At 67.6% G+C, this 23,037-nt stretch carries 21 protein-coding genes; 12 read left to right on the top strand and 9 right to left on the bottom strand.

Going from position 1 to position 23,037, the window contains the following annotated elements; genetic code table 11:
* Positions 1-43: 43 nt before the first annotated feature.
* Positions 44-958, bottom strand: coding sequence for a tyrosine recombinase XerC (locus tag CVUC_RS11860; RefSeq protein ID WP_096032310.1), 915 nt, complete (start codon positions 956-958; stop codon positions 44-46).
* The gene (locus tag CVUC_RS11855; RefSeq protein WP_010918234.1) at positions 955-1,635 is read right to left on the bottom strand and encodes a DUF484 family protein; all 681 of its coding nucleotides are present in this window, start codon (positions 1,633-1,635) and stop codon (positions 955-957) included. Before CVUC_RS11855 ends, CVUC_RS11860 begins: the two co-directional genes overlap by 4 nt.
* A 125-nt stretch (positions 1,636-1,760) precedes the next feature.
* Here CVUC_RS11855 and CVUC_RS11850 point away from each other — a divergent pair, with 125 nt between their 5' ends.
* Entirely contained in the window at positions 1,761-3,920 is a 2,160-nt protein-coding gene (locus CVUC_RS11850; RefSeq protein WP_096032311.1) for a primosomal protein N', read from the top strand.
* Positions 3,921-4,005: 85 nt separating this feature from the next.
* Here the strand turns inward: CVUC_RS11850 and CVUC_RS11845 are convergent, their stop codons facing one another.
* Positions 4,006-4,803, bottom strand: a complete 798-nt coding sequence (locus tag CVUC_RS11845; RefSeq protein ID WP_096032312.1) for a TerC family protein — start codon at positions 4,801-4,803, stop codon at positions 4,006-4,008.
* A 124-nt stretch (positions 4,804-4,927) separates the two neighbouring features.
* Between CVUC_RS11845 and CVUC_RS11840 the strand changes: the two genes are divergently transcribed.
* The 5 genes from CVUC_RS11840 to CVUC_RS11820 all read left to right on the top strand — a co-directional run bounded on the left by CVUC_RS11840 (position 4,928) and on the right by CVUC_RS11820 (position 10,586).
* Entirely contained in the window at positions 4,928-6,022 is a 1,095-nt protein-coding gene (locus tag CVUC_RS11840) for an acyltransferase family protein (protein ID WP_096032313.1), read from the top strand.
* 70 nt (positions 6,023-6,092) lie between these two features.
* Positions 6,093-6,800 carry a CHAP domain-containing protein gene (locus CVUC_RS11835; RefSeq protein ID WP_096032314.1) on the top strand — a complete coding sequence of 236 codons (708 nt, stop codon included), beginning with the start codon at positions 6,093-6,095 and terminating at the stop codon, positions 6,798-6,800.
* Between the two features lie 170 nt (positions 6,801-6,970).
* Positions 6,971-8,215 carry a pentapeptide repeat-containing protein gene (locus CVUC_RS11830; RefSeq protein ID WP_096032315.1) on the top strand — a complete coding sequence of 415 codons (1,245 nt, stop codon included), beginning with the start codon at positions 6,971-6,973 and terminating at the stop codon, positions 8,213-8,215.
* Between the two features lie 70 nt (positions 8,216-8,285).
* Positions 8,286-9,050, top strand: coding sequence for a MipA/OmpV family protein (locus CVUC_RS11825; RefSeq protein ID WP_096032316.1), 765 nt, complete (start codon positions 8,286-8,288; stop codon positions 9,048-9,050).
* Positions 9,051-9,158: 108 nt separating this feature from the next.
* Complete coding sequence (locus CVUC_RS11820) at positions 9,159-10,586, top strand: alpha/beta hydrolase (RefSeq protein ID WP_096032317.1); 1,428 nt, start codon at positions 9,159-9,161, stop codon at positions 10,584-10,586.
* A 37-nt stretch (positions 10,587-10,623) separates the two neighbouring features.
* On the opposite strand, the gene CVUC_RS11815 is transcribed toward CVUC_RS11820, so the two are convergent.
* On the bottom strand, positions 10,624-11,484 hold the full coding sequence (locus tag CVUC_RS11815; RefSeq protein WP_096032318.1) for a crotonase/enoyl-CoA hydratase family protein: 861 nt from the start codon (positions 11,482-11,484) through the stop codon (positions 10,624-10,626).
* Positions 11,485-11,566: 82 nt separating this feature from the next.
* Here CVUC_RS11815 and CVUC_RS11810 point away from each other — a divergent pair, with 82 nt between their 5' ends.
* Both CVUC_RS11810 and CVUC_RS11805 read left to right on the top strand, forming a co-directional pair.
* Complete coding sequence (locus CVUC_RS11810) at positions 11,567-12,364, top strand: SH3 domain-containing protein (RefSeq protein ID WP_024265533.1); 798 nt, start codon at positions 11,567-11,569, stop codon at positions 12,362-12,364.
* Positions 12,365-12,718: 354 nt separating this feature from the next.
* On the top strand, positions 12,719-13,609 hold the full coding sequence (locus tag CVUC_RS11805) for an alpha/beta fold hydrolase (protein WP_010918244.1): 891 nt from the start codon (positions 12,719-12,721) through the stop codon (positions 13,607-13,609).
* Here the strand turns inward: CVUC_RS11805 and CVUC_RS11800 are convergent.
* From CVUC_RS11800 to CVUC_RS11780, 5 genes are all read right to left on the bottom strand, one after another.
* Positions 13,606-14,553, bottom strand: a complete 948-nt coding sequence (locus tag CVUC_RS11800; RefSeq protein ID WP_096032319.1) for a thioesterase family protein — start codon at positions 14,551-14,553, stop codon at positions 13,606-13,608. The genes CVUC_RS11805 and CVUC_RS11800 overlap by 4 nt on opposite strands.
* A gap of 51 nt (positions 14,554-14,604) precedes the next feature.
* On the bottom strand, positions 14,605-15,090 hold the full coding sequence (locus tag CVUC_RS11795) for a Fur family transcriptional regulator (RefSeq protein WP_024265534.1): 486 nt from the start codon (positions 15,088-15,090) through the stop codon (positions 14,605-14,607).
* 36 nt (positions 15,091-15,126) lie between these two features.
* Positions 15,127-15,903 (bottom strand): acid phosphatase, encoded by a 777-nt coding sequence (locus tag CVUC_RS11790; protein WP_096032320.1) that lies wholly within the window; start codon positions 15,901-15,903, stop codon positions 15,127-15,129.
* A gap of 78 nt (positions 15,904-15,981) precedes the next feature.
* Positions 15,982-17,034: a 1,9-bis(guanidino)-5-aza-nonane synthase gene (locus CVUC_RS11785; RefSeq protein ID WP_096052652.1), complete on the bottom strand. Its 1,053-nt coding sequence runs from the start codon at positions 17,032-17,034 to the stop codon at positions 15,982-15,984.
* A 164-nt stretch (positions 17,035-17,198) separates the two neighbouring features.
* A complete protein-coding gene (locus tag CVUC_RS11780) occupies positions 17,199-18,458 on the bottom strand; it encodes a type III PLP-dependent enzyme (protein ID WP_010918249.1) in 1,260 nt (419 codons plus the stop codon).
* A 353-nt stretch (positions 18,459-18,811) separates the two neighbouring features.
* Here CVUC_RS11780 and phnC point away from each other — a divergent pair, with 353 nt between their 5' ends.
* The 4 genes from phnC (at position 18,812) to CVUC_RS11760 (ending at position 22,933) form a co-directional block, all read left to right on the top strand.
* Positions 18,812-19,606, top strand: a complete 795-nt coding sequence (gene phnC, locus CVUC_RS11775; RefSeq protein ID WP_096032322.1) for a phosphonate ABC transporter ATP-binding protein — start codon at positions 18,812-18,814, stop codon at positions 19,604-19,606.
* Positions 19,603-20,628 carry a phosphate/phosphite/phosphonate ABC transporter substrate-binding protein gene (gene phnD, locus CVUC_RS11770; RefSeq protein ID WP_010918251.1) on the top strand — a complete coding sequence of 342 codons (1,026 nt, stop codon included), beginning with the start codon at positions 19,603-19,605 and terminating at the stop codon, positions 20,626-20,628. The genes phnC and phnD overlap by 4 nt, the downstream gene beginning before the upstream one ends.
* Positions 20,629-20,633: 5 nt before the next feature.
* On the top strand, positions 20,634-21,470 hold the full coding sequence (gene phnE / locus CVUC_RS11765; protein ID WP_010918252.1) for a phosphonate ABC transporter, permease protein PhnE: 837 nt from the start codon (positions 20,634-20,636) through the stop codon (positions 21,468-21,470).
* 149 nt (positions 21,471-21,619) lie between these two features.
* On the top strand, positions 21,620-22,933 hold the full coding sequence (locus tag CVUC_RS11760; protein WP_101685822.1) for a hemolysin family protein: 1,314 nt from the start codon (positions 21,620-21,622) through the stop codon (positions 22,931-22,933).
* Positions 22,934-23,037 lie beyond the last annotated feature (104 nt).

Genomic DNA, 23,037 nt, shown 5'->3' with positions numbered 1-23,037 from the left:
CGACGGACGGGCGCGATGAACCTCCCGGCGTGCTTGCTCGGGGTCATCCCTTGGGGTGGGCGGCCTGATAGGCGGCCAACAGGCCGGCGGCGTCCACCTGGGTGTAACGTTGCGTGGTTGAGAGCGAGGCGTGGCCGAGCAGATCCTGGATCGCCCGCAGGTCCGCGCCGGCGCCCAGCAGGTGCGTCGCGAACGCATGCCGGAAGGCGTGGGGCGTCACCCGGTCAGAGAGACCCAGGCGGCCACGCAGGGTCTGGACCAGCCCCTGGACATGGCGGGGCGAGAGCGGCCCGCCGCGCTTGGCGCGGAACAGCGGCTCGTCGGGCGCCAGGTTGAACGGCAGCTCGTCGAGATAGACCCCGATCGCGTCGCGCACCGCGTCCAGCACGGGCACGATGCGGGTCTTACCGCCCTTGCCGGTGATCCGCAGAGTCGCCGACAGGGGCGCGTCGCTCATCCGCAAAGAGAGGGCCTCGCTGATGCGCAGGCCACAGCCCCACAGCAGGGTCAGGACGGCTTCGTCGCGGGCCGTCTCCCAGGGATCGCGTTCGGTGTCTTCGGCGGCTTGGGTGATCAGGTCGCGGGCCTGGTCTTCGGAGACCGGACGCGGCAGCCCGATCTTCAGCCGGGGGCCTCGAACCAGATCTACGGCCGCGTTCGCGACGCCATGACGCTGATCGAGATAGCGGTGAAACGCTCGGATCGAGGACAGGGCCTGGGAGAGCGAGCGGGGCGCAAGCGCATGCTCGCCCTGACGACGCCAGGCCAGATAGCCGCGCAGGTCCGCCGCCGAGATCTCGGCCAGGGCGGACAGGCTCAGAGATTCGCCGCGATGGGTCTCAAGAAAGTTCAGATAGGCCAGGACATTGTCGCCATAGGCCCGCACCGTGCGCGGCGAGGCCCGGCGCTCCAGCGTCAGGTGATCCAGCCAGGCGGCATAGGCCTGGCGGGCGCTCACAGGACGGGCCAGCGTTCGGCCGTGCGCTCGACGACCCGGGCCAGGAAGTTGACCAGTTCGGTGCCCATGTCCGGCGTGAAGCCTTCGGGGTCGGTCGAGCCGAAGGCGATCAGCGCCTCGCGACGGGGCTCCCAGATCGCCATGCGGACGATGGCCATGCTGCGAATCGTCTCGGCCTTGTCGTCGAACAGCGGCAGGGCCGGGGCGAAGAAGCCCATGCGCGCGATGGGCGCGTCGCCCAGCAGCATATCGACCTGGCTCTCCGCCAGGGCCCGCCAACCGGCCGGGACGCGGCTGGGGCCTTCCAGGGCGATCACGCCGGCGGCATGTCCGAAGCGCAACTGGGCCATCTCATCGACGCGGCGGGCGAGATCGGAGTGGTTGCGGGCGTCGAGCATGTCGATGACCGCAGCGTGTGTCTGGGCCTGGGCCGAGTAATTGGCGCGGGCGTTGGCCTCGATGGCCTGCCGGACGCTGGCCTCCCGGCGATGGGCGGCGGCGGCGCGGGCCAGGGCGCGCGGGCCAAAGTCGACGACGTTGGCCGCGTCGACCCGCAGGCCCAGCTCGCCCAGCAGGCTTTCGTCCTGGCGGAGGAATTCCGGCTCGGTGCGGAGGAAGTCACGCACGCTTTCGGGGTCCACGACCATCGTCCTGGTCGCTCGCGTCGCGTCGCTCATCTCGTCCCCACCCGCTTCAGACTCAAGGCGACCAGATGAAGCGCCAAGACGGTTAACACCGGCTTGATGACGCCAAGACGCGGCGCTCTCGACCTGGGGACGGTTTCGCGGCAGAAGCTCACGCCATGCCGCGCATTGCTTCCGTCCTGCTGCCGATGCCGTTGCCGGAGGCCTTCGACTACGCCGAGCCGGAGGGCCTTGCGCTGGCCGTCGGCGACCATGTGACCGTGCCGTTGGGACCGCGCGTCATCCGGGGCGTGGTGACGGCCCTGCGCGACGGGACCGGCGGTAATCGGCCGCTGAAGCCGGTGCTGGAACGGGTCGATGATCCGCCGCTGCCGCCGGGGGCTTTGGCGTTCGTCGAGTGGGCGGCGCGCTACTCGGTCGATGTCCCCGGCTGGCCCCTGGCCATGGCCCTGCGAGGCCTGCGCCATCCGCCGCCCAAGCCCGACAAGGTTCTGGTGCTGACGGGCGTTCAGCCCGCTCGCGTGACCCCCGCGCGGCTCAAGGTGATGGCCGCCGCGCAGGGGACAAAGCTCTCGGGCGCGGCCCTGGCCTCGGCGGCGGGCGTCTCGGCGGGGGTGGTCAAGGGGCTGGTCGACGAGGGCGTTCTGGCCGTCGATTTCGTGGAGCCCGAACGCGGCCTGCCGCAGCCCGACCTGTCGCTGCCCGCCAGGGCGCTCAACCCCGGCCAGGCCGCCTGTGTCGACGTGCTCAAGGACATGCTGGAGAGCGGCGGCTTCCAGGCCGCGCTGCTCGACGGTGTGACCGGTTCGGGCAAGACCGAGGTCTATCTGGAAGCCGTCGCCGAGGCGCTGAAGGACCCCGAGACCCAGGTGCTGGTCCTGTTGCCCGAGATCGCTCTGACCCAGGCGGTGATGGCCAGGTTCGAGCAACGGTTCGGCGCGCTTCCCGCCGAGTGGCACTCGGGCGTCTCGCCGCCGCGTCGCCGCCAGGTCTGGGAGGCGGTCGCGGGCGGGAACGCGCGCATTGTCGTGGGCGCGCGCTCGGCCCTGTTCCTGCCCTTCCGCAAACTGCGCCTGATCGTCGTGGACGAGGAGCACGACAGCTCGTTCAAGCAGGAAGAAGGCTTCATCTATCAGGCCCGTGACCTCGCCGTGGCGCGCGCCAAGATCGAGGGCGCCAGTGTGCTTCTGGCCTCGGCGACGCCGTCGCTGGAGAGCCTCTACAACGCCCAGACCGGGCGCTATCGCTGGCTGAGGCTGTCCGCTCGCCACGGCGCGGCGCAACTGCCGGACATCGGTCTGGTCGATATGCGCCAGACCCCGCCGGAGCCCGGTCGCTGGCTGTCGCCGCCGCTGATCAAGGCCATGGCGGTGACGCTGCAGCGCGGGGAACAGGCCATGCTGTTCCTGAACCGCCGGGGCTATGCGCCGCTCGTCCTGTGCAAGGCGTGTGGCGAGAAGATGAAGTCGCCCGACACTGACAGCTGGCTGGTCGAGCACCGCTACACCGGGCGTCTGGTCTGCCACCTGACGGGCTTTTCGATGAAGAAGCCCGAGGCCTGCCCGCACTGCGGGGCCAAGGACTCGCTGGTCTCGATCGGCCCTGGCGTCGAGCGTGTCGAGGAAGAGGCGCGGCACATCTTCCCCGACGCCCGCGTGGCGGTGTTCTCTTCCGATACGGTGATGGACGCCGAGGGCGCCAAGGCGCTGGTGTCCAGCATGGCGGCCGGCGAGATCGACATCCTGGTGGCGACCCAGGCCGCCGCCAAGGGCCACAACTTCCCGAACCTGACTCTGGTGGGCGTGGTCGACGCTGATCTGTCGCTACGGGGCGGTGATCTGCGGGCGGGCGAGCGGACGTTCCAGCTTCTGGCCCAGGCGGCGGGACGCGCGGGGCGGCACGAGAAGCCGGGGCGGGCGCTGTTGCAGACCTACGCCCCCGACCATGCGGTGATGCGGGCCCTGGCGGCGCAGGACCGCGACGCCTTCGTCGAGGCCGAGATGGCCATGCGCGAGGACGCGGGCCTGCCGCCCTTCGGGCGTCTGGCGGCGGTGATCGCCTCGGGGCCGGACGGCGCGGCGCTGGACGCCTATGTCGAGGCGCTGGCGGCGGTCATCCCCAACGCCGAAGGGGTCGAGGTGTTCGGCCCCGCCGATGCGCCCCTGGCGCTGGTGCGCGGCCGACGGCGCAAGCGGTTCCTGGTGCGCGCCGAGCGCAATGTCGACCTGCAGGGCTTCATGGCCGCCTGGCGCGCCCGGGCCAAGGTTCCGAACTCTGTGCGGGTCGTGATCGACGTGGATCCCTACAGTTTCCTCTGAGGCGGTCGCGGGCGTTCAGACAACAAAAAATCCCCGGAGCGAGCCGCCCCGGGGATTTCTGGTCAAATCGCCTAAGCTGAGAAACCTAGGTCTGCTGTTCCTGCTTTTTGGCGTCGCGTTTGCGCGCCAGCATGTTCAGCCCTTCGACCCCGGCCGAGAAGGCCATGGCCGTATAGATGTAGCCCTTCGGCACATGGCCGCCGAAGCCTTCGGCGATCAGCACGGTGCCGATCATCAGCAGGAAGCCCAGGGCCAGCATGACCACGGTGGGGTTGTTGTTGATGAAGTTGGCCAGCGGGTCGGCGGCCAGCAGCATCACGGTCACGGCGACCAGCACGGCGATGACCATGATCGGCAGGTGCTCGGTCATGCCCACGGCGGTCAGGATCGAGTCGATCGAGAACACCAGGTCCAGCAGGATGATCTGGAAGATCGCCGAGCCGACGTTGTTGATGACGACGGTGGCCTTGTCCTTCTCGAGCACGTCATCGCTCTTGGCGGGATCCACCGCGTGGTGAATTTCCTTCGTGGCCTTCCAGATCAGGAAGACGCCGCCGGCGATCAGGATCAGGTCACGCCAGGAGAAGGCCGTTTCGAAACCAGGCTCGCCATGCGCTCCGACCGGGCCGCTGATCCCCAGGTCAAACACAGGCGCGGTGAGGCCGACGATGAAGGCGATCGTCGACAGCAAGACCAGACGCATGATCAGCGCCAGAGAGATGCCGATCCGGCGAACCCTCTGCCGGTGCTCCTCGGGGAGCTTGTTCGACAGGATTGAGATGAAGATCAGATTGTCGATGCCCAGAACCACTTCCATCACGATCAGCGTGATGAGCGCGGCCCAGGCGGCCGGATCGACGGCAAGGCTAAGGATTTCGTTCATGGGTCCCCAATAGGGTTCTGGCGCCGCGCCTCCCCGCACGGAACCGTGAGCGTGACCTAATGGGGATGAACGCCCTGTTTGTCGAGACCTCGCGTCTGGAAAAGCGACGCCGGAGACCGAATTCATGCCCGATGCAGCCCACGTAAAGCCGCTTACGGCGCTCCGGTTTTTCGCCGCCTTCTGGGTGGTGCTCTATCACTATTGGCCGAACCTCGATGTCGGGTTCACGCCGGCGATCGCCTCCAAGGGCTATCTGGGCGTCGAGGCGTTCTTCGTGCTGTCGGGCTTTATCCTCTGCCATGTCTATCTGGCGGGGTTCGGCGAAGGCCGGTTCCGCTATGGCGACTTTCTGTGGAACCGGTTGGCGCGGGTCTATCCGCTGCACCTGGCGACGCTGGTCGGTGTCGGCGCCATGGCGCTGGCGGGCGCGGTGGCGGGGCTCGCGGTCGACCCGAACATTCTGTCCTGGCCGTCGCTGCCGGCGAATCTGCTGCTGGTTCACGCCTGGGGCCTGGCGCCGGTCGCGGGGTGGAACCACGCCTCCTGGTCGATCTCGGCCGAGTGGTTCGCCTACCTGACCTTCCCCGTCTTCGCCTTCGCCGCCTGGCGTTTGCGCAGCAGGCCCCTTGTCGCGGTTCTGGCCGCCCTGGCGCTGATTGCGGTGATCTATCCCGTCTTCGAGGCGCTGGCGGGATTCTCCCTGACCGAGGCCACCATCCGCTGGGGCGCGCTGCGTATCGTGCCGTGCTTCGCCTATGGCTGCGCGCTGCACGCCCTGTGGCGGTCGGGGCGCTTTCCGACCCGACTCGCCGGGCCCGGCGCGGTGGTTCTGGGGCTCGCCATCCTGGCGGCGATCCAGTTCGGCGCCCCGGATTTGAGCATCGTGATGCTTCTGGGCGGGCTGATCTTCATGCTGGCCAGTCTGGCCTCAGCCGGCTCGCGTTTCGCCACTCAGAAGACTTTCGTGTATCTGGGTGAGATCAGCTACTCGACCTATATGATCTGCATTCCGTGGAAAATCCTGGCGATCAATGCGGCCACGAAAGTCCTGAATATCGAGGGCGACAAATTGCCGCTGTTGATCTGGATTTTGATTGTCGCCGCGCTTGTCCCGTTGTCCGCAATCTCGTTCCACGTCATCGAAAATCCGTGTCGGGCGCGGATGAAAGCTTGGGCTGAGACATGGCGGGAGCGACGCCTTGCGGCGGCTGGAGCGTGATAAACACTCTTTTCACCAATCGTCGGTAGGGTTATCCCTTCACCCAGTGACGCGGGGGAGTGCCCACAGCATGACGAAACGGACGAGGACCCTTCTGGGTTCCCTGGCCGCTGCCGCCATGATCAGCCTCGTGCCGATGTCCGGCGCGAACGCTGACGGCTACTGGCAGTGCGTCCCGTTCGCGCGTCTGATGTCGGGTATCCAGATCTTCGGCGACGCCCGCACCTGGTGGAGCCAGGCGGCCGGCAAGTACGACACGGGCTCGGCCCCGAAGATCGGCTCGGTCCTCTCCTTCAAGCCCACGGCCCGCATGAACCTTGGTCACGTGGCGTTCGTCAGCCAGGTGCTCACGGACCGCGTCATCCAGGTCACCCACGCCAACTGGTCGGTGATCGAAGGCGATCGCGGCCAGATCGAAAAGGACGTCACCGTCGTCGACGTCTCGCCCAACGGTGACTGGACGCAGGTCAAGGTCTGGTACGATCCGATCCGTGACCTTGGCACCACGGTCTATCCGACCAACGGCTTCATCTATCAGGACGCCCAGGCGATGAAGATCGCCATGGCCACCAGCAAGATCGCCATGGCCCAGAACGCCGTGGTCTCGGCCGCCAAGTCCGCCGCCAACCAGGTGGCCGCCTCGGTCCGCGCCTCGCCGCTGGACATCATCACCCAGGCCGCCGACTCGACCGACCGCATCGCGGCCCTGATCGAGGCCGCCACGGGCGGTGGTTCGCCGCCCAGCGACCCCAACAACAAGCCGACCGCGCCGCGCTAAGCCGTATCGCGTCTCGCCGAGCCTGGCGCCCGCATTGCGGGTAGTGTCGCTCGCTCTGACGAATAGCGACTTTCTGTCGCACTTTTGAACGCTTGCTTAAGGCTGTCGTGGGACCGTGCACGCTGTTCTCGCGTCATCTCCGTCCCTTTTGAGCGTTTCGTCCCCGAACGATGCCGTCCGCCAAGCCGTCTCAAGCGAGCCTGATCCGCAATGTCCACCCTTCGGTGGTCCGCGAGCTGCTGGAGGCGCACGCCCGTTATCTGAAGGGTCTGCCCAAGGGGCGTCGGGCGGTGCTGCAGTACGTCAATCTGAACAACTACGAGCTGGACGGGGTCGATCTTTCGGAGGCCGACCTGACGGGCGCGCTGCTGGGCGGCGCGGCCCTGCGCGGGGCCAGGCTGTGCTGGGCGACGCTCTATGGCGCGGATCTCCGCGACTCCGACCTGCGCGATGCGGACCTGTCACGCAGCGACATGCGCGGCGCCTGCCTGCGCGGCGCCAACCTCGGCGGGGCCAATCTGTCGAACTGCGACCTGCGAGAAGGCGTCACCGCCGTGCAGGACGAGGAGAAGGGGCTGCGGATCCTCGAGCATTCCAAGCGCCCCGGTGAGCTCGACTACGCCCTGCTGCAAGGGGCCAACCTGAATGGCGCGCAGATGTCCGGCGCGTTCGCGCAGCGGGCGGACTTCACCGACGCCGACCTGTCCAACGTGAGCTTGCAGGGCGCCCGGCTGACGAACGCGCTGATGGACGGGGCGGATCTTTCGGGCGCCAATCTGTACAACGCCGACCTCTCCAAGGTCTCCCTGCGCCGCGCGGTGCTGGTGGGCGCCGACCTCAGCGGTGCGGACCTGACCGGCGCGGACCTGACCCAGGTTCTGCGCGCGCCGCCGCCGATCATCTATGTCGACGATCTGCCGCTAAACGAGGTGCTGGAGGCCCACGAGCTGTTCTGCAAATCCGAAGGCCGCGACGGCACGGTCGCGCGGGTGTCGGAAGTCGACTTCCGGCCGCTGCGCCGCCTGAAGAACCGGCGGCTGAGCGGCCTTTCGGCGCCGAACGCGGTGTTCTTCGGCATGGACCTGGAAGGCGCGCAGTTGCAGGGCGCCAACCTCGCCGGCGCCGACCTGCGAGGGGTCAAGCTGCGCGGGGCTGACCTGCGAGGCGCGCGTCTCGTAGGCGCTCAGCTCTCCCGGGCTGACCTGTCCGACGCCAAGCTGGGTCCGCTACGGATCGCGGAGGATCGGGTGATCCGCACGGATCTCACCCGCGCGGCGCTGCGGGGGGCCAATCTGCGTGGCGCCAGCGCGCCGCGGGCCAGATTCATCGAGGCTGATCTTTCAGGGGCTCGGCTGGAGGGAGCCGACCTGAGCGGCGCCGAGATGCCCGCCGACGGCGCGCCCCTCAACTTTTAATTTCATCGTCACATCCGCGTCGACGGCGTTCGCGTATATACGGGACATCGACTAGGAGCCCGTCCGGACCATGATCTCTTTTCGCACGCACGCCGCGCGTAGCCTTTTGGCCCTGGGGGCCCTAGCGGCGGCGACGCCCGCCGCCGCGCAGTCGCGCGCGCCGGATCGCGCCGTCGTCGGGATCGCCGCCGTGTATACGCCCGGCTACCAGGGCGGGGACGACTACCGCCTGATGCCGTTCCCGGTGATCGACGTCACCTATGGCCGGTTCTTCGCCAGCGGTCGCAAGGGCTTTGGCTACAACGTCGTCGACGGACCCCAGGTCAAGGTCGGCGCCGGCGCGACCTTCGTGCCGGGCTATCGTCGACGCGACGCGCCGACGGGTATCGGGCGCCTGGACGGCGGCGCGGGTCTGCGCGTGGCGGCCGACATGCGCTTTGGCGACGTGCTGGCCACCGTGGGCGCGACCAAGGTGGTGTCGGGGGATGTCGACGGCGCGCTGGTGGATGCGAGCCTGGCCTATCCGATCCGTGTGTCTGACCGTCTCAGCGTGACGCCTAGCGCTTCGGCGACCTGGGCCGACAGCCAGTACAACCGCGCCTATTTCGGGATCAGCGCTGCGCAGTCCGCAGCCTCGAAGCTGCCGGTCTATCGTCCGGGCGGCGGCGTCAAGGACGTCTCGATGTCGCTGAGCGCCAACTATCGCCTGAACGACAAGGTCAGCCTGGGCGCGACCGCCAGCCTCAGCCGTCTGACCGGCGATGCGCGCAAGAGCCCGATCGTCGTCGAGGCCACCCAGCCGTCGGCGGTGCTCTCGGTGGCCTATCGCTTCTAGGATGGGGGCGACGAAGCCCTCAGCCGTCCATGATCGAAGCATAATCTCGCACTGAGTCTTGCGGTGGGCGTTAACCTTGGTGTTGATGCACGCGAACCGTAGGAGTCTTTGATGTCGCGTCTGTCCTGGATTGTCACCGCCGGCGCCCTGGCTCTGGCTGGTCTTGGCGGAGCTGCGCATGCCGCCGCGCCGCAGTTCAAGCCGACGGCCTGCAAGGGCGACTACAAGGACGCCGCGCGGCAGGTGCGTTGCGGGACCCTGGTCGTCGACGAGACGCGGGGCGACCCCAAGAGCCGCCGGATCACGGTGGCGGTGGCCATCGTCAAGGCCAGCGCGCCCAAGGCCGGCCAACCGCCCGTCGTCTATCTGCACGGCGGACCCGGCGGTTCGGCCGTCGGCGGCTTGCCACGGATGCTCAAGAGCAAGGCGGCGCTTGAGTATGTCGCGGTCGATCAGGACTGGATCTTCATCGACCAGCGCGGCGGCGGGCAGTCTGATCCCAACCTCGACTGTCCGGGCGCCAACCTGACCGACGCCGGCCCGCCCAGCGACAAGGACGCCCAGGCGATCATCGCCTGCATGAAGGCCTTCCAGGCCAAGGGCGTGAACCTGTCGCGCTACAACGCCGTCGAGGTCGCCAAGGACGTCCAGGACCTGCGCAAGCTCCTGAAGCTGCCGCTGATCGACCTCTATGGCGGCTCGTACGGCACCCGCATCGAGGCGGCGATCCAGACGCATGCGGCTGAGGGCGTGCGCGCGGTGGTGCAAGACTCGCCCTGGCCGCCCGAGGCCGACTGGACCGTCGGCGGCCCGGCGATGGTCTCCAGCTCGATCGACATCGTCATGGCCAAGTGCGCAAAGGTCGCCGAGTGCGCCAAGCGCTATCCGGACCTGAAGGCCAAGCTGGCCGTCGTCGCCGAACGCTGGCTGGCGGGCCCCCAGACGATCAACGGCAAGACCTACACGGCCGATGACCTCGGCGGCTGGCTGATGGACGCCAGCTACTTCACCGCCAGTGTCCTGCCGCGCGATCTCTGGAAGATCATTGAGGGCGACGTCTCGCCGGTGGCCGAGTTCGTCGAGAGCCGCGACTACTACAGCGAGGGTCAGTTCATGACCCACCTGTGCAAGGAGGAAATCCCCTTCGAGGCCCGCGCCGCCGTGGCCGACGGGACGCAGAAGGATCCGATCGCCCGCCTGATGGTCGCCTCGATGCAGCGCATCCACGATGTCTGCGCGGCGCTCGACTTTGGTCCGATCTCGAAGGTCGAGCAGGCGCCGGTCAAGACCGCCATCCCGACCCTGTTCCTGGCCGCCGAGATCGATCCGGGCTGCCCGCCGGAACTGACCCGCGCCGCCGCCAAGGGCTATCAGGGCTCGCAGGTGGTGATCGTCACCAACGCCACCCACGGCGTTTCGCGCAGCAGCCCGTGCGTTCGCAAGATGATCCGCAGCTTCTTCCAGGACCCCACCAAGCCGGTGGACCGCAACTGCCTGCCGGCGGCGGATACGCCGATGGCGTTCATTTACCAGTAGAAAACCCTCTCCCTTTGGGAGAGGGTTTCGGACCGCCTCACATCTTCTTCTTCAGCGGCAGCAGGTCCGGATAGACCGCATCGCGCTTCTGGGCCTTGGCCGTAAACGCCTCGGCCATGTGCGGGCCGCTGAACATGCCCGTCTGCCAGGTGGCGATGTAGTCCAGGGCGTCGGCGATCGAGTGGTCGCGGGCGTAGTTGATCATCACCTTGCTGCCGGCCACGGCCAGCGGCGACTTCTGCGCGATCTCGCGGGCGGTGGCCAGGGCGTGGGCGACGACCTCCTCGTGGGTGTCGAACACTTCGTTGACGAGGCCGATGTCGCGCGCGCGCTGGGCGGGCAGGCGGCGGCCGGCATAGGCCAGCTCCCGCACCCAGCCCTCGGGGATCAGCTTGCACAGGCGCGGGAAGGTGCCGACATCGGCGGTCATGCCGATGTTGATCTCCTGGATCTGGAAGAAGGCGTCGGTGGTCGCATAGCGGATGTCGCAGGCGCTGATGAAGTCGACCGCCCCGCCGATGCAGCCGCCCTGGATCGCGACGATCACCGGCATGCGGGCCTTGTCCAGGCAGCTGAAGGTGTCCTGCAGGTGATGGACGAAGCGGCGGAAGCTCTCGGCGGCCACCCAGCGGTCGGCGTCCTGGCGGGCGGTGACGCCCTCGTCGTCGGTGAACACCGACAGGTCCATGCCGGCGCTGAAATGCTTGCCGGTCGAGGAAATGACGATGCAGCGCGCCCGCGCATTGTCATCAATATCTTTTACAATCGCGGGAAGCTCATTCCAGAACGGCCGTGTCATGGTGTTCATGGCTTCGGGACGCTTCAGCTGGATGTGCGCGACGCCAGCCTCGATCTCGACCTTGAAACAGCTATAGTTCGCCTGATCCTGGTTGCTCATGCCGGCCTCCCTTATGTTGTCCGCGACTATCGGACGGGGGGAGGGCGGCGACAACACTGACCCTACGGAAAAGGGAAACGACATGACGACGCGCAAGACCCCCGCCACGGCCCTGGCCATCGCCGCCGTCCTGGGCGCCAGCCTGACGGTCGCGCCCGCACCGGTGCTGGCCCAGCAGTCCAAGCCGCTGGGCGGCCTGTTTTCCTGCGAAGGCTCGGGCAAGAAGCAGGAAGGCGGCGCCCTGATCGGCGCGGCGGCCGGCGCTCTGCTGGGCAGCAAGCTGGCCAAGAACGAACAGACCCTGGGCGCCCTGGTCGGCGCGGCCGCCGGCGCGGCGGCGGGGGCCTATATCGGCTGCCGCATGCAGTCGACCGACGCGGCCCTGGCCGAGCAGGCCACCAAGAAGGCGCTGGAGACCGGCGTCTCCCAGACCTGGAGCAATAGCCGCACCGGCAATTCGGGCCGCATCAATGTGGTCTCGTCCAGCTATGGTCCGCCGATCGACGGCCGCACCATCCGCTACGCCCAGGGCGTGCAGAGCCTGCAGAGCCTGGCCGCCACCCCAGGGGCCTATACGGCCGCCTCGACGGTGAACCTGCGCGCAGGCCCGTCGACCAAGACCGCTGTGGTCGGCAAGCTGGCGGCCGGCGAGACCTTCGACGCCATCGGCCAGGCGCCGACGGGCGGTTGGGTGCTGGTGGGCCGCAGCGGCTTTGGCGTCGGCTATGCGGCCGCCTCGCTGGTCCGCCCCACCGGCCAGATGGCCGCCAGCTGCCGGGTCATCGACGCGGCCGTCTCGGGCGGCGGTCAGGCGACCTCGACCCAGCGCTACAGCGCCTGCCGCGACAATCGCGGCGAGTGGCAGCTGACCCAGGCCTAAGGGGCTTAGCGGCACGCTCAAAACGGGTGTCATCCCGGAAGCCTCGCAGAGGCTATCCGGGACCCAGGGGCGGCGCGCGCAGTGTTTCGTCACCCCCTGGGTCCCGGCTCTACCCCCGGCTTTCGCCGGGGTTCGGCCGGGATGACACAGGAACTGAGGAGCGGAGCTTCGAAGTAGCCCCCTTACAAACTCACCACTTCGCATTTCCGCGTCGGGCGGATTCGGTCGGCGGCGATGGCGGCAATTGGCATCGTCCTCATAGCCGACGGTGGCGAGCTTATTCATCCCGAGCTCCATGGACGCGACGGCTGGAGAGGCCTAACTTACGGCCGATCACCTTCAGGGAGCCACCGCATGGACGCGGCCGTCTTTCGCGAACCTCGCCGACGTGTCGTGGCCGTCCCTGGCGGCGAGATCGCGGCCCTGGAGTTTGGCCCCGAAGACCGGGCGATCGACATCGTCTTCGTCCACGCCAATGGTTTCAACGCCCAGACCTACCGCACGCTGCTGTCGCCGCTGGCGGCCGGCCTGCGGGTCCTGGCCATCGACCAGCGCGGCCACGGCGCCACCACCCTGCCGGCTGATCCCAAGGGGCGCCGGTCATGGCGGGATCTGCGGGATGACCTGGTCGGCCTGCTGGACGTTCTGGACGGACCGCCGGCGGTGTTGGCCGGCCATTCGATGGGCGGCACGGTCAGCCTGCTGACCGCCGCCGAGCGTCCGGATCGGGTCAAGGGCCTGCTGCTGCTGGACCCGGTCATCATGCCCTGGCTGGCCAATCTCTACGCCAAGGCGCCGTGGACCTCGGGCCGAGGTTTCCTGCAGTTGCCGATCGCCCAGGCGGCGCTGAAGCGGCGGGCGGTGTTCGACAATCGCGAGGCGGTGTTCGCCGGCTACAAGGGGCGCGGCGCCTTCAAAACTTGGCCCGAGACCATGCTTGCCGACTATGTCGCCGGCGGAGTCGTCGACGCGCCGGACGGCAAGGTGCGCCTGGCCTGCGCCCCGGCCTGGGAAGCCTCGAACTACGCCGCCCAGGCGCACGATCCCTGGCGCGCGGTGCGGCGGGTGACCGCGCCGGTGCGCATCCTCAAGGCCCAGAAGCATTCGACCTGCCGCGCCGGCGACGGCTTCGCGCGGCGGGGGCGCGATGTCCGGATCGAGACGATCGAAGGCACGAGCCACTTCCTGCCCATGGAGCGGCCGGACCTGGTGCGCGACGCCCTGTTCGAGATGGCGACGGCCTAGAGCGCCAGCCCGCTGACTTCATGGGTGGCCAGCGCCGCCCGCGCGGCGTCGGTCACCGGCACCACCTTGCGGGCGTCGAGGTCGAAGGTGATGGCCACCGCCTCGGAGGTCCCCCAGGGCTCGCCCGTGGCCGGGTCCAGCATCCAGTGGACGATGCGCATGGTCCGGGCGTCGGTTCCCAGCAGGCCTGAGCGGATCTCGATCCGATCCCCGGCGCGTGGCCAGGCCAGATGCACGATCCGGTACTCCAGAACTGCGCCGCCCATCCGCTGCGGCTTCTGGTCGGCGTGCTCGACCACCAGGTCGCGGAACGGATGGATGAAGGTGCCGATGCCGTCCGACACCCGGCCGATGAACTGCTCGGTGCGCATCCGGCCGAACACATCGCATTCCGACGGCAAGAGACCGCCAAGCCCGATCCGCGACAGGTTGAGGGCCTCGGCGCGCGCCAGGCTGGCGGTGGGCGTGAACGGGGAGAGGTCGATGCTGCGGGCCTGGGCGCGTTCAGGAATCGCGACCTTCAGGGCCTCGGCGCGTTCGCGGGCGATCCTTGGCCACGGGAACGGCTGGCCGTCACGCGGCGTGGCGTGGACGACCGTGGTCTGGAAGGTGGCCGCCAGTTCGCCGGAGGTCGGGTGGATCAGCAGTTGTAGGATCCGCGCCTCGGTCTCGCCCATCTCGATCACCCCGCCCAGCATATAGAGCGGCGCGCCGGCATGGGCCTCGCGCAGGAAGCGGATGTGCTGCTCCTTGACCAGCAGGGTCGCGTTGGCGTGGGGTGAGAAGGCGTGCGGCAGGCCAAGCTCGGCGGCCATGCCGATTAGGCCTTCCTGGGCGCGCACCACATAGTGGCGCACGTTCATGTGCCCCATCTCGTCGCAGTCCCAGGTGTTCACCCCGCCGCGCCAGATCTCGACGCCGGGTAGCGGCTGGGCGGTCGTCATGGCGAGGACTCAAGCGATGGTGAACGGTTGTTCGAACCTAGCGGGGTTTGCTCAGCTTCGGCAATCCGCGCACAGGCCGTGAGCCTCGATTGTCACGCCCGTCAGCGCATAGCCTGCGGCTTCGCCCGCGGCGATGATCTCGGCGCTGGCCTTGGGTTCGATCTCGCGGGTCGCGCCGCAGCAGTCGCAGATCAGGAAGGCGGCGGCGTGGCCGTCGGCCTCCTTGCGGCAGGCGACATAGGCGTTGAGGCTCTCGATCCGGTGCGCGAAGCCCTGCTTTTCCAGGAAGTCGAGGGCGCGATAGACGGTCGGCGGCTTGGCCGGCGGGCCGCTTCCCCCGAAGGACGAGATCAGGTCATAGGCCTTCACCGGCTGGCCGGCTTCCAGCAACAGTTCGAGCACCCGACGGCGCGGCGCGGTCAGGCGCTGGTCGGCGGCCGCGCAGCGCGCCTCGGCCGCGTCGAGCTCGGCCGCCAGGGCCGCGCCGGCGACGCCGTGGTTGTGGTGGTCGTGTCCGCAGGAGGGAGCGTTGGCCATGCTCAAGAGGTAGAGGTCGGGTGGCGCTGGCGCAAGCTACAGGAGAGGTTTGGATAGCGCCGCCGCCTCGGCCTCGCAGCGCGCCGGCGCCGGCGCCGGACCCGCCGCGCGCGCCGCATCGAGTTCGGCCCGGGCGGCGGCGAGATCGGCCTTGAAGGCGTCGGACGACTTCAGCGCCGACAGCAGATTTTCCGCGTTCATCCGGCCCGCCTCGACCGAGCTCATGTTGTGCACGCCGCAGACCACGCGGCTTTCGCCATAGGCCTGGGCGCGGGTCAGGATCGCCTCGCGGCGGTCGGGCGCCACCTCGGCCAGAACGAGGCCGACGCTCCAGCCCCAGGTGGCGTGGCCTGAGGGATAGTCCGGCGAGAGCGCCAGGCCCAGGCTACGCTTGATGCAGATCGGCCCCTCCTCGCTGAAATAGGGGCGGGGGCGGCGGTACTTCAGTTTCGGACCCGCGACGGCCGAGCGGACATCGCGGCTCATGCGCAGCAGGGTGGCGGCGAGTTTCGGATTGCGTTCGAACGACGGGGTGACGCCCAGGGCGCAGGCGTAGCCGTCGAGCACCTTCTCCTCGACATTGTCCTCCTGGGCCAGCGACCAGCGCGGCGTGTCCTTGAGGGCGCGCGTGGCGCGGAAGATCTCGCGGTCTCGCAAGGCCGCCTCTGAGCCCTTGGCCGGCGGTGGCGGCAGGTGGTCGCGCGCGTCAAACGCGCCCTTGGCCAGGTAGCGGTTGCTGGGCGCGTCGCCGTTCAGCGTGGCGCAGCCGGTCAGCATCAGGGCGGCGGTGGTGACGAGCCAGACAGCGCGCATGAAAAAGGGTCCCCGAAATCACGTTCGGGGACCCTGCATTTTCAACTCCGGCCGATCAAGCCCGCCGGACCGTCAGGCTTACTTGCCGAACAGCTTGTTCCAGCGCGGCTTTTCGCGGCCTTCCCAGGCCTTGCGCCAGTAGGCGTCCGAGGCGATCAGCGGAACGACCGTGGTGGCTTCGGCGAAGACCATCTGCTCGTAGGTGGTCGAGACCTTGCCCCACGAGGCGGCTTCCTTCAGCGTCGACGAGCTGCAGGCGCCGTCGCGCACGTCGGCGACCGTGATCTGGATGGCGTACTTGTGCATGTCGGCCTCGACGCCGAGGATCTCGGCGCAGACGACGGTGTCCTGGGCGAAGTTCTTGGGCACGCCGCCGCCGACCATGAACAGGCCCGTGGTGCCGGCCGCGATCTTGACGTCCGTCAGTTCACGGAAGTCGGCGACCGCGTCGATCATCAGGTAGGGCTTCTTCTCGGCGATCTTTTCCTTCTGGTGCTTGACCAGACCGAAACCGGCCGAGCTGTCGACGAAGGCCGGGCAGAAGATCGGCACGCCTTCTTCGTAGCAGGTCTGGATCAGCGAGCCTTCCTTCTTGGCATTGCCTTCCGCCAGCCACTTGCCCATCTCCCAGATGAACTCGCGCGAGGAATAGCCACGGGGCTCGAGCTTGTTGCAGATTTCCAGGATCGTGTGATCGCAGGCCTGCAGCTCTTCTTCGTCGATATAGGTGTCGTAGATGCGGTCGATGTAGTTGTCGCGCAGGACGTTGTCGTCGACCGGGCCGGCGGCCTGATAGTGCTTGAAGCCGAGGGCTTCGAAGAAGTCCATGTCGACGATGCTGGCGCCGGTGGCGACCACGGCGTCGATCATGCCGTTCTTCACCATGTCGCGGTAGACGTGCATGCAGCCGCCGGCCGAGGTCGAACCGGCCAGGATCAGCCAGGTCGAGCAGCCCTTGTCGGCCAGGGCCATGTTGAAGATGTCGGCGGCGCGGGCGGTGTCGCGCGAGCTGAACGACATCTTGCGCATCGAGTCGATGATCGGGCGGGCGTCGTAGCTGGTGATGTCGACGTGCTCGACGACCTTCTGCAGCAGTTCGGCTTTTTGGTTGTTCGGAACGGGAGCGTTCATCGCTTCGGTTTCCCTGACTTTGGACGCCCGTCGTTGAAACAAGCTCTTCACCGGGACGGAGCGACCGGAGGGAGCGAAAAGTACGAGCCGCGCTCGACGTTTCAGAACGTCGAGCGCGGCGCGCGGTTTAACTCAGAAACGATCTACTGGCGAACCGTGTCGGATCAGCGACGGCGCTTGCGCTTGCCGGCCGCGCCCTTGGGGCGCGAGAAGCGGACGATCTTGCGCTCTTCCGTCTCCTGACGGACGACCGGGATCGAGCGCTTGGCCAGGCCGTACATCGAGGCCATCGGCGCGTCCTGCACCTGGGCGGTGTCGGTCTCGCCAAAGCCGTTGAAGCGGGTGTTCATGGCGACGCCATAGGCGCCGAGCATGCCGATCTCGATGTAGTCACCCTCGTCGACGCTTTCCGGCAGGTAGAACGGGCCGGGCATGTGGTCGACGCTGTCGCAGGTGGGGCCATAGAAGCGGAAGGGCTTGAGGCCTTCTTCCACCACTTCGCCGCTCTTGCGGTACAGCTTGACCGGGAACGGCCACTTCATGTGCGCGGCGTCGAACAGCGAGCCGTACGACCCGTCGTTCAGATAGAGCGCATCGCCCTTCTTCAGCTCGACCTTGACCAGCAGCGACGAGGCTTCGGCCACCAGGGCGCGGCCGGGCTCGCACCAGAGCTCGGTGGTCTCGTGGACCATCATCTCGGCGAAGCCGCGGTCGATGGCCGCCAGATACTCGGAGAGATCCGGCGGGACCATGCCCGGATAGATCGACGGGAAGCCGCCGCCGACGTCGACGACATCGGCCAGCACGCCGGCGCGCACCAGAGCCCGCGAGGCCTGGGCCATGGCCGCCTGGAAGGCGGTCGGGCGCATGCACTGGCTGCCGACGTGGAAGCTGACGCCCATCAGGTCCTGGGTCGCGCGGCGCGCGGCCAGCAGCAGGTCCGGCGCGTTATGCATCTCGACCCCGAACTTGCCCGACAGGCTGTAGGCCGCGCCCTCGGCCTGCACGCCCATGCGGACGATCAGGTTGAGGTCCTTGGCCTGGCCCGTGGCGTCCAGGATCTTGGCCAGCTCTTCGTGGGTGTCGAACGAGAAGGTCTTCACGCCATGGTCAAAATAGGCGGCGGAGATCGCCGCCCGGCTCTTGACCGGGTGCATGAAGGCCATGCGCGAGCCCGGGGCCTCGTTGGCCACAAGCTCGACCTCGTTCAGCGACGCGACGTCGAAGGATCGCACGCCGGCCTTGGCCAGCTCGCGGATCACCCACGGCGAAGGGTTGGCCTTCACCGCGTAGAAAACGTCACCTTTAAATTCGGACTGGAACCAGCGCGCAGCTACGGCAACCGCGTCAGGCCGCACGAGTGCGACGGGACGTTCCGGTGACCGCTCACGGACCAGGTCCAGGGGCGAATGGTACGTGCGCAATTCACGTAACCCCCTGTTGGAAGTTAAACCCAGGCCGGCGTTAGCAGCGTTTAGAGGACTTCGGGTCCGCCGGAGCCGTGCGAAATAGGGGCAATGATCCGGGATGTAAAGACCCTTTTATGGCCCCGTTTCGGGATGAATTGATCCAGGCGGCCGCGTCGGGCGCCGGTGGGCGTGATTTCGCCGCCCCCAACCGCTCAGAGGCTGAAAATACAAGGGCTTTTCGCTGGGGACGCCGCGCGGTCCTGGCCGGATAAAACACGGGTGGCCGTCACAAATCCGTTGCGTCCCGACCGCAAACCGGAGAACGCATTTCCCAACCTGTGAAACCACGTTAAGGATTCGCCCCGACCATGACGTCGGACCCTGTTCTTTCGATCCGCGCCGCCTCGAAGACCTTCGGGTCTCGCCGCGCGCTGGACGCCGTCTCGCTCGATGTCAATCGAGGCGAGATGATCGCGCTCATTGGCCCTTCGGGGTCGGGCAAATCCACGCTGTTGCGCTCGATCGACGGTCTGCAGACCATTGATGAGGGCGAGGGCGCCATCACCGCGTTCGGCGGGCCGGTGCAGGCGCGTGGCAAGGTTTCGGATCAAGTGCGCAAGGCGCGGGTCCGCATCGGCTTCATCGCCCAGCAGTTCAACCTGGTCGGCCGCCTGTCGCTGTTCAGCAACGTGGCCCTGGGCTCGCTGGGGCGGATCCCGGTGGTCCAAGGGCTCTTGGGCTGGTGGCCCAAGGAGACGCGCGACGCGACCATGGCGGCCCTGCATCGCGTCGGGGTCTCCGACTACGCGGCCCAGCGCGCCAACACCCTGTCGGGCGGTCAGCAGCAGCGCGGCGCCATCGCCCGGGCGCTGGTGCAGAAGGCCAAGATCATCCTCGCCGACGAGCCGGTCGCCTCGCTCGACCCCGTTTCGGCGCGCAAGGTCATGGAGATTCTTCGTGACCTGAATCAAAGCGACGGCCTGACGGTCGTCGTCACCCTGCACCAGGTGGACTACGCCCTGCGCTACTGCGACCGGGTCGTGGCCCTGAAGGCCGGCCAGAAGGTCTATGACGGCCCGGCGTCCGAGCTGAAGCGCGAAAAACTCATCGATATCTACGGCCCGGAATTCGAAGACGTGTTCTGGGAAGGAGCTCCCCAATGATCAGCCGTCGTTCGGCTCTCGTGATCGCCGCCGGTCTCTCGGCCTTGGCCTTGGCTTCCTGCTCGGGCAAGTCCGACGCGCCGGCGGCCAATAACGAGGTGACCTTCTCCATCCTGTCGACCGAGTCGACGCAGAACATGGAGAGCTACTGGACGCCGATCCTGAAGGACATGGAGAAGCAGACCGGTCTGAAGGTGAAGCCGTTCTTCTCGTCCAACTACTCGTCGCTGATCGTGGCCATGGGCGCCAAGCAGACGGACCTTGGCTGGTTCTCCAACCAGTCGGGCCTTGAGGCGGTTCGCCGCTCGAACGGCGAGGTGTTCGCCCGCACGTTCGATCCGTCGGGCACCGATGGCTACAAGTCGGTGATCATCGTGCCGGCCGACAGCAAGATCCAGTCGGTCCAGGACCTTCTGAAGTGCGACAAGAGCCTGGATTTCGGCATCGGCGACAAGAAGTCGACCTCCGGCACCCTGGCGCCGATGACCTATGTGTTCATCCCGGCCAACAAGAAGCCCGAGACGTGCTTCAAGACGGTGATCAGCGCCAACCATCAGGCGAACCTGTTCGCCGTGGCCAACGGCAAGCTGGACGCCTCGACCAACAACTCCACCGCCATCGGTCTGTCCAAGGCGCGCGGCGAGGGCGTGACCGACAAGATCCGGGTGATCTGGGAATCGCCGACCCTGCCGGAAGATCCGCTGGTCTGGCGCAAGGACATCGACCCGGTCGTTAAGGAAAAGCTGCGTCAGTTCTTCCTGACCTACGCCCAGGGCGACACGCCCGAGGCCGAGCAGCAGCGCGGCTATCTGAAGCGGCTGTCGATCGGCGGCTTCAAGCCGGCCGACGACACCCACCTGCTGGTGGTCCGCGAGATGGAAGCCACCGAGCAGCTGGGCCTGGCCCGCGAGGCGGGCGATCAGGCCAAGGTCGCGGCCGCGCAGAAGGTCCTCGACGGCGTCAAGGCTGAGCGCCTGGCCGCCGAAGGCAAGGCGGGCGTCGTCGCCCAGCCGGCCAACTGAGGTCCTTGATGAGCCAAGCCGCCAAGATTGAAGGGGCGATTCCGCCGCCGCCGAAGCGGTCGGCCTCAGCCCTGGCCTTCGACACCCTGCTGTGGGGCGGGGTGATCCTGCTGTTGATCATCAGCTTCCAGCCGGCCGAGATCGACAAGTTCCCGCAGCTGTTCACCGACACCGAGAAGACGCAGGGCTTCGCCCAGCTGTTCTTCAAGCCGTTCACGGACGCCCAGCTGTTCATGTCGATGGACTGGAGCCTGTTCATCGGCAAGATGTGGCAGACCATCCAGATGGCCATGTGGGGCACGGCGCTGGCCATCATCGTGGCCATTCCGCTGGGCCTTCTGGGCGCGCGCAACATCGCGCCGGTGTGGGTGCAGCAGCCGGTGCGCCGGGTGCTTGACCTGATCCGCTCGATCCCGGACTTGGTCGTCGCGCTGATCTTCATCACCGCGGTGGGCCTGGGCCCGTTCGCCGGCGTCATGTCGATCATGTTCAACACCGGCGGCGTGCTGGCCAAGCTGTTCGCCGAGGCCGTCGAGTCGATCGACAAGGGGCCCGTCGAGGGCGTGCGGGCCACGGGCGCGGTCAAGCTGCAGGAGATCGTCTGGGGCGTGATCCCGCAGGTGGCCCCGCTGTGGACCAGCTATGCGCTGTACCGTTTCGAGTCGTCGAGCCGCGCAGCCACTGTGCTGGGCATCATCGGCGCGGGCGGCATCGGTCAGATTCTGTACGACTCGATCAACGCGTTCCAGTTCGACCAGACCGGCTGCATCGTGCTGGTCATCGTCGTGGCGGTCTCGATGATCGACCTGCTGTCACAGGTCATCCGCACGCGCCTGCTCTGATCAGGGCCGCCGCATCGGCGGGCGAAGTCCATAGAAAGGCGCCGCGGCTCTAGGAGCCGCGGCGTTTTTCTTTGTATAGTGGTCGAGCAGGGCCCTTGCGCCCCCGCCGCAGTCGCCGTCCGACGACGCGTCCCTGACCCTGAAGGGCCATGATCCTCGTCTCGCTCGTTGTCGTCCTCTTCCTCGTTCTGCTGAACGGGGTCTTTTCCATGTCCGAACTGGCCGTTGTCTCGGCGCGCAAGGCTCGCCTGCAGGGCTTCGCCGAGCGGGGGGATCGCGGGGCCAAGCTGGCCTTGGAGATGTCCGAACATCCGACGCGGTTCCTGTCCGCCGTCCAGGTGGGCATCACCCTGATCGGCATCTTCGCCGGCGCCTACGGCCAGGCCACCATCGCCGCCGCCCTGGACGCTTGGCTGGAGGCCAGCGTCCCGGCCCTGGCCAAATACTCAGAGGCCATCGCCACGACGCTCGTCGTCATCGGCCTGACCTATGTCTCGGTGATCCTGGGCGAGCTGGTGCCCAAGCGCCTGGCCCTGATCTTCCCCGACGCCATCGCCCGCCGCATGGCGCCGTTCCTGGCCGTGGTGGCCACGGTGCTGCGGCCCTTCGTGACCCTGCTCACCGTCTCGACCGCCGCCGTGCTGCGCCTGATGGGCGTGCGTGACGAGCGCAACACCAGCGTCACCTCCGAAGAGGTCGAGGCCGTGCTGGCCGAAGGCGCGGACGCAGGCCTGATCGAGCCCGAGGAGCGCTCGATGATCCAGGAGGTGCTGCGCCTGGGCGATCGTCCCGTGCGCGTGGCCATGACCCCGCGCCGCGACCTTTTCTGGGTCTCCCTGGCCGACGACACCGAGACCGTGCTCAAGGAGATCCGCGCCAGCGCCCACTCGCGCATCGTGGTGGCCACCGAGGGTGACCTCGACGGCGACGTCGGCGTGCTGCTGAAGAAGGACCTGCTGGACGCCTGTCTCTCGGGCGAACCGCTGGACCTGAAGGCCCACGTCCAGCAGCCGCTGGCCATCCCCGAGACCATGTCGCTGCTCAAGGCGCTGCAGCTCTTCAAGTCGACCAGCCTGCACATGGCCCTCGTCGTCGACGAGTTCGGCTCGCTGCAGGGGGCGATCACGCCGCTGGACCTGCTGGAAATGATCGCCGGCGACTTCCCGGAAGATCACGACGACGACGAAAAGCGCATCATCCGCCGCGAGGACGGCGGCTGGCTGATCGACGCCCGGCTCGACATTCAGGAGCTCAACGATCATCTCGGCGAAAACTTCGAGGCCGACGGCGGCTATCACACGGTAGCCGGCCTGATCCTCGACCGCCTGGGCCGGCTGCCGACCGAAGGCGAGCACGTCGAGATCGGCGGCTTCGACCTCGAGATCGTCGACATGGACGGTTCGCGCATCGACAAGGTCATCCTCAAGCCCAGCAAGCGCCGGAAGGACGGTCAGGAGGGGTAGGGGGTTCGGCGCGGCCTCACTGAAGGCTGTATTGATGCGTCGCCGGGAAGGTCGGGTTCCTGGAGGGAGGCTAGGGTCAAGTCCGGACCCGTTGCGGACGTGCT

The organism is Caulobacter vibrioides (assembly GCF_002858865.1).
Lineage (GTDB): Bacteria > Pseudomonadota > Alphaproteobacteria > Caulobacterales > Caulobacteraceae > Caulobacter > Caulobacter vibrioides.
The sequence above is the reverse complement of the archived record's forward strand: the minus strand, read 5'-3'. Positions and strand labels throughout refer to the sequence as shown.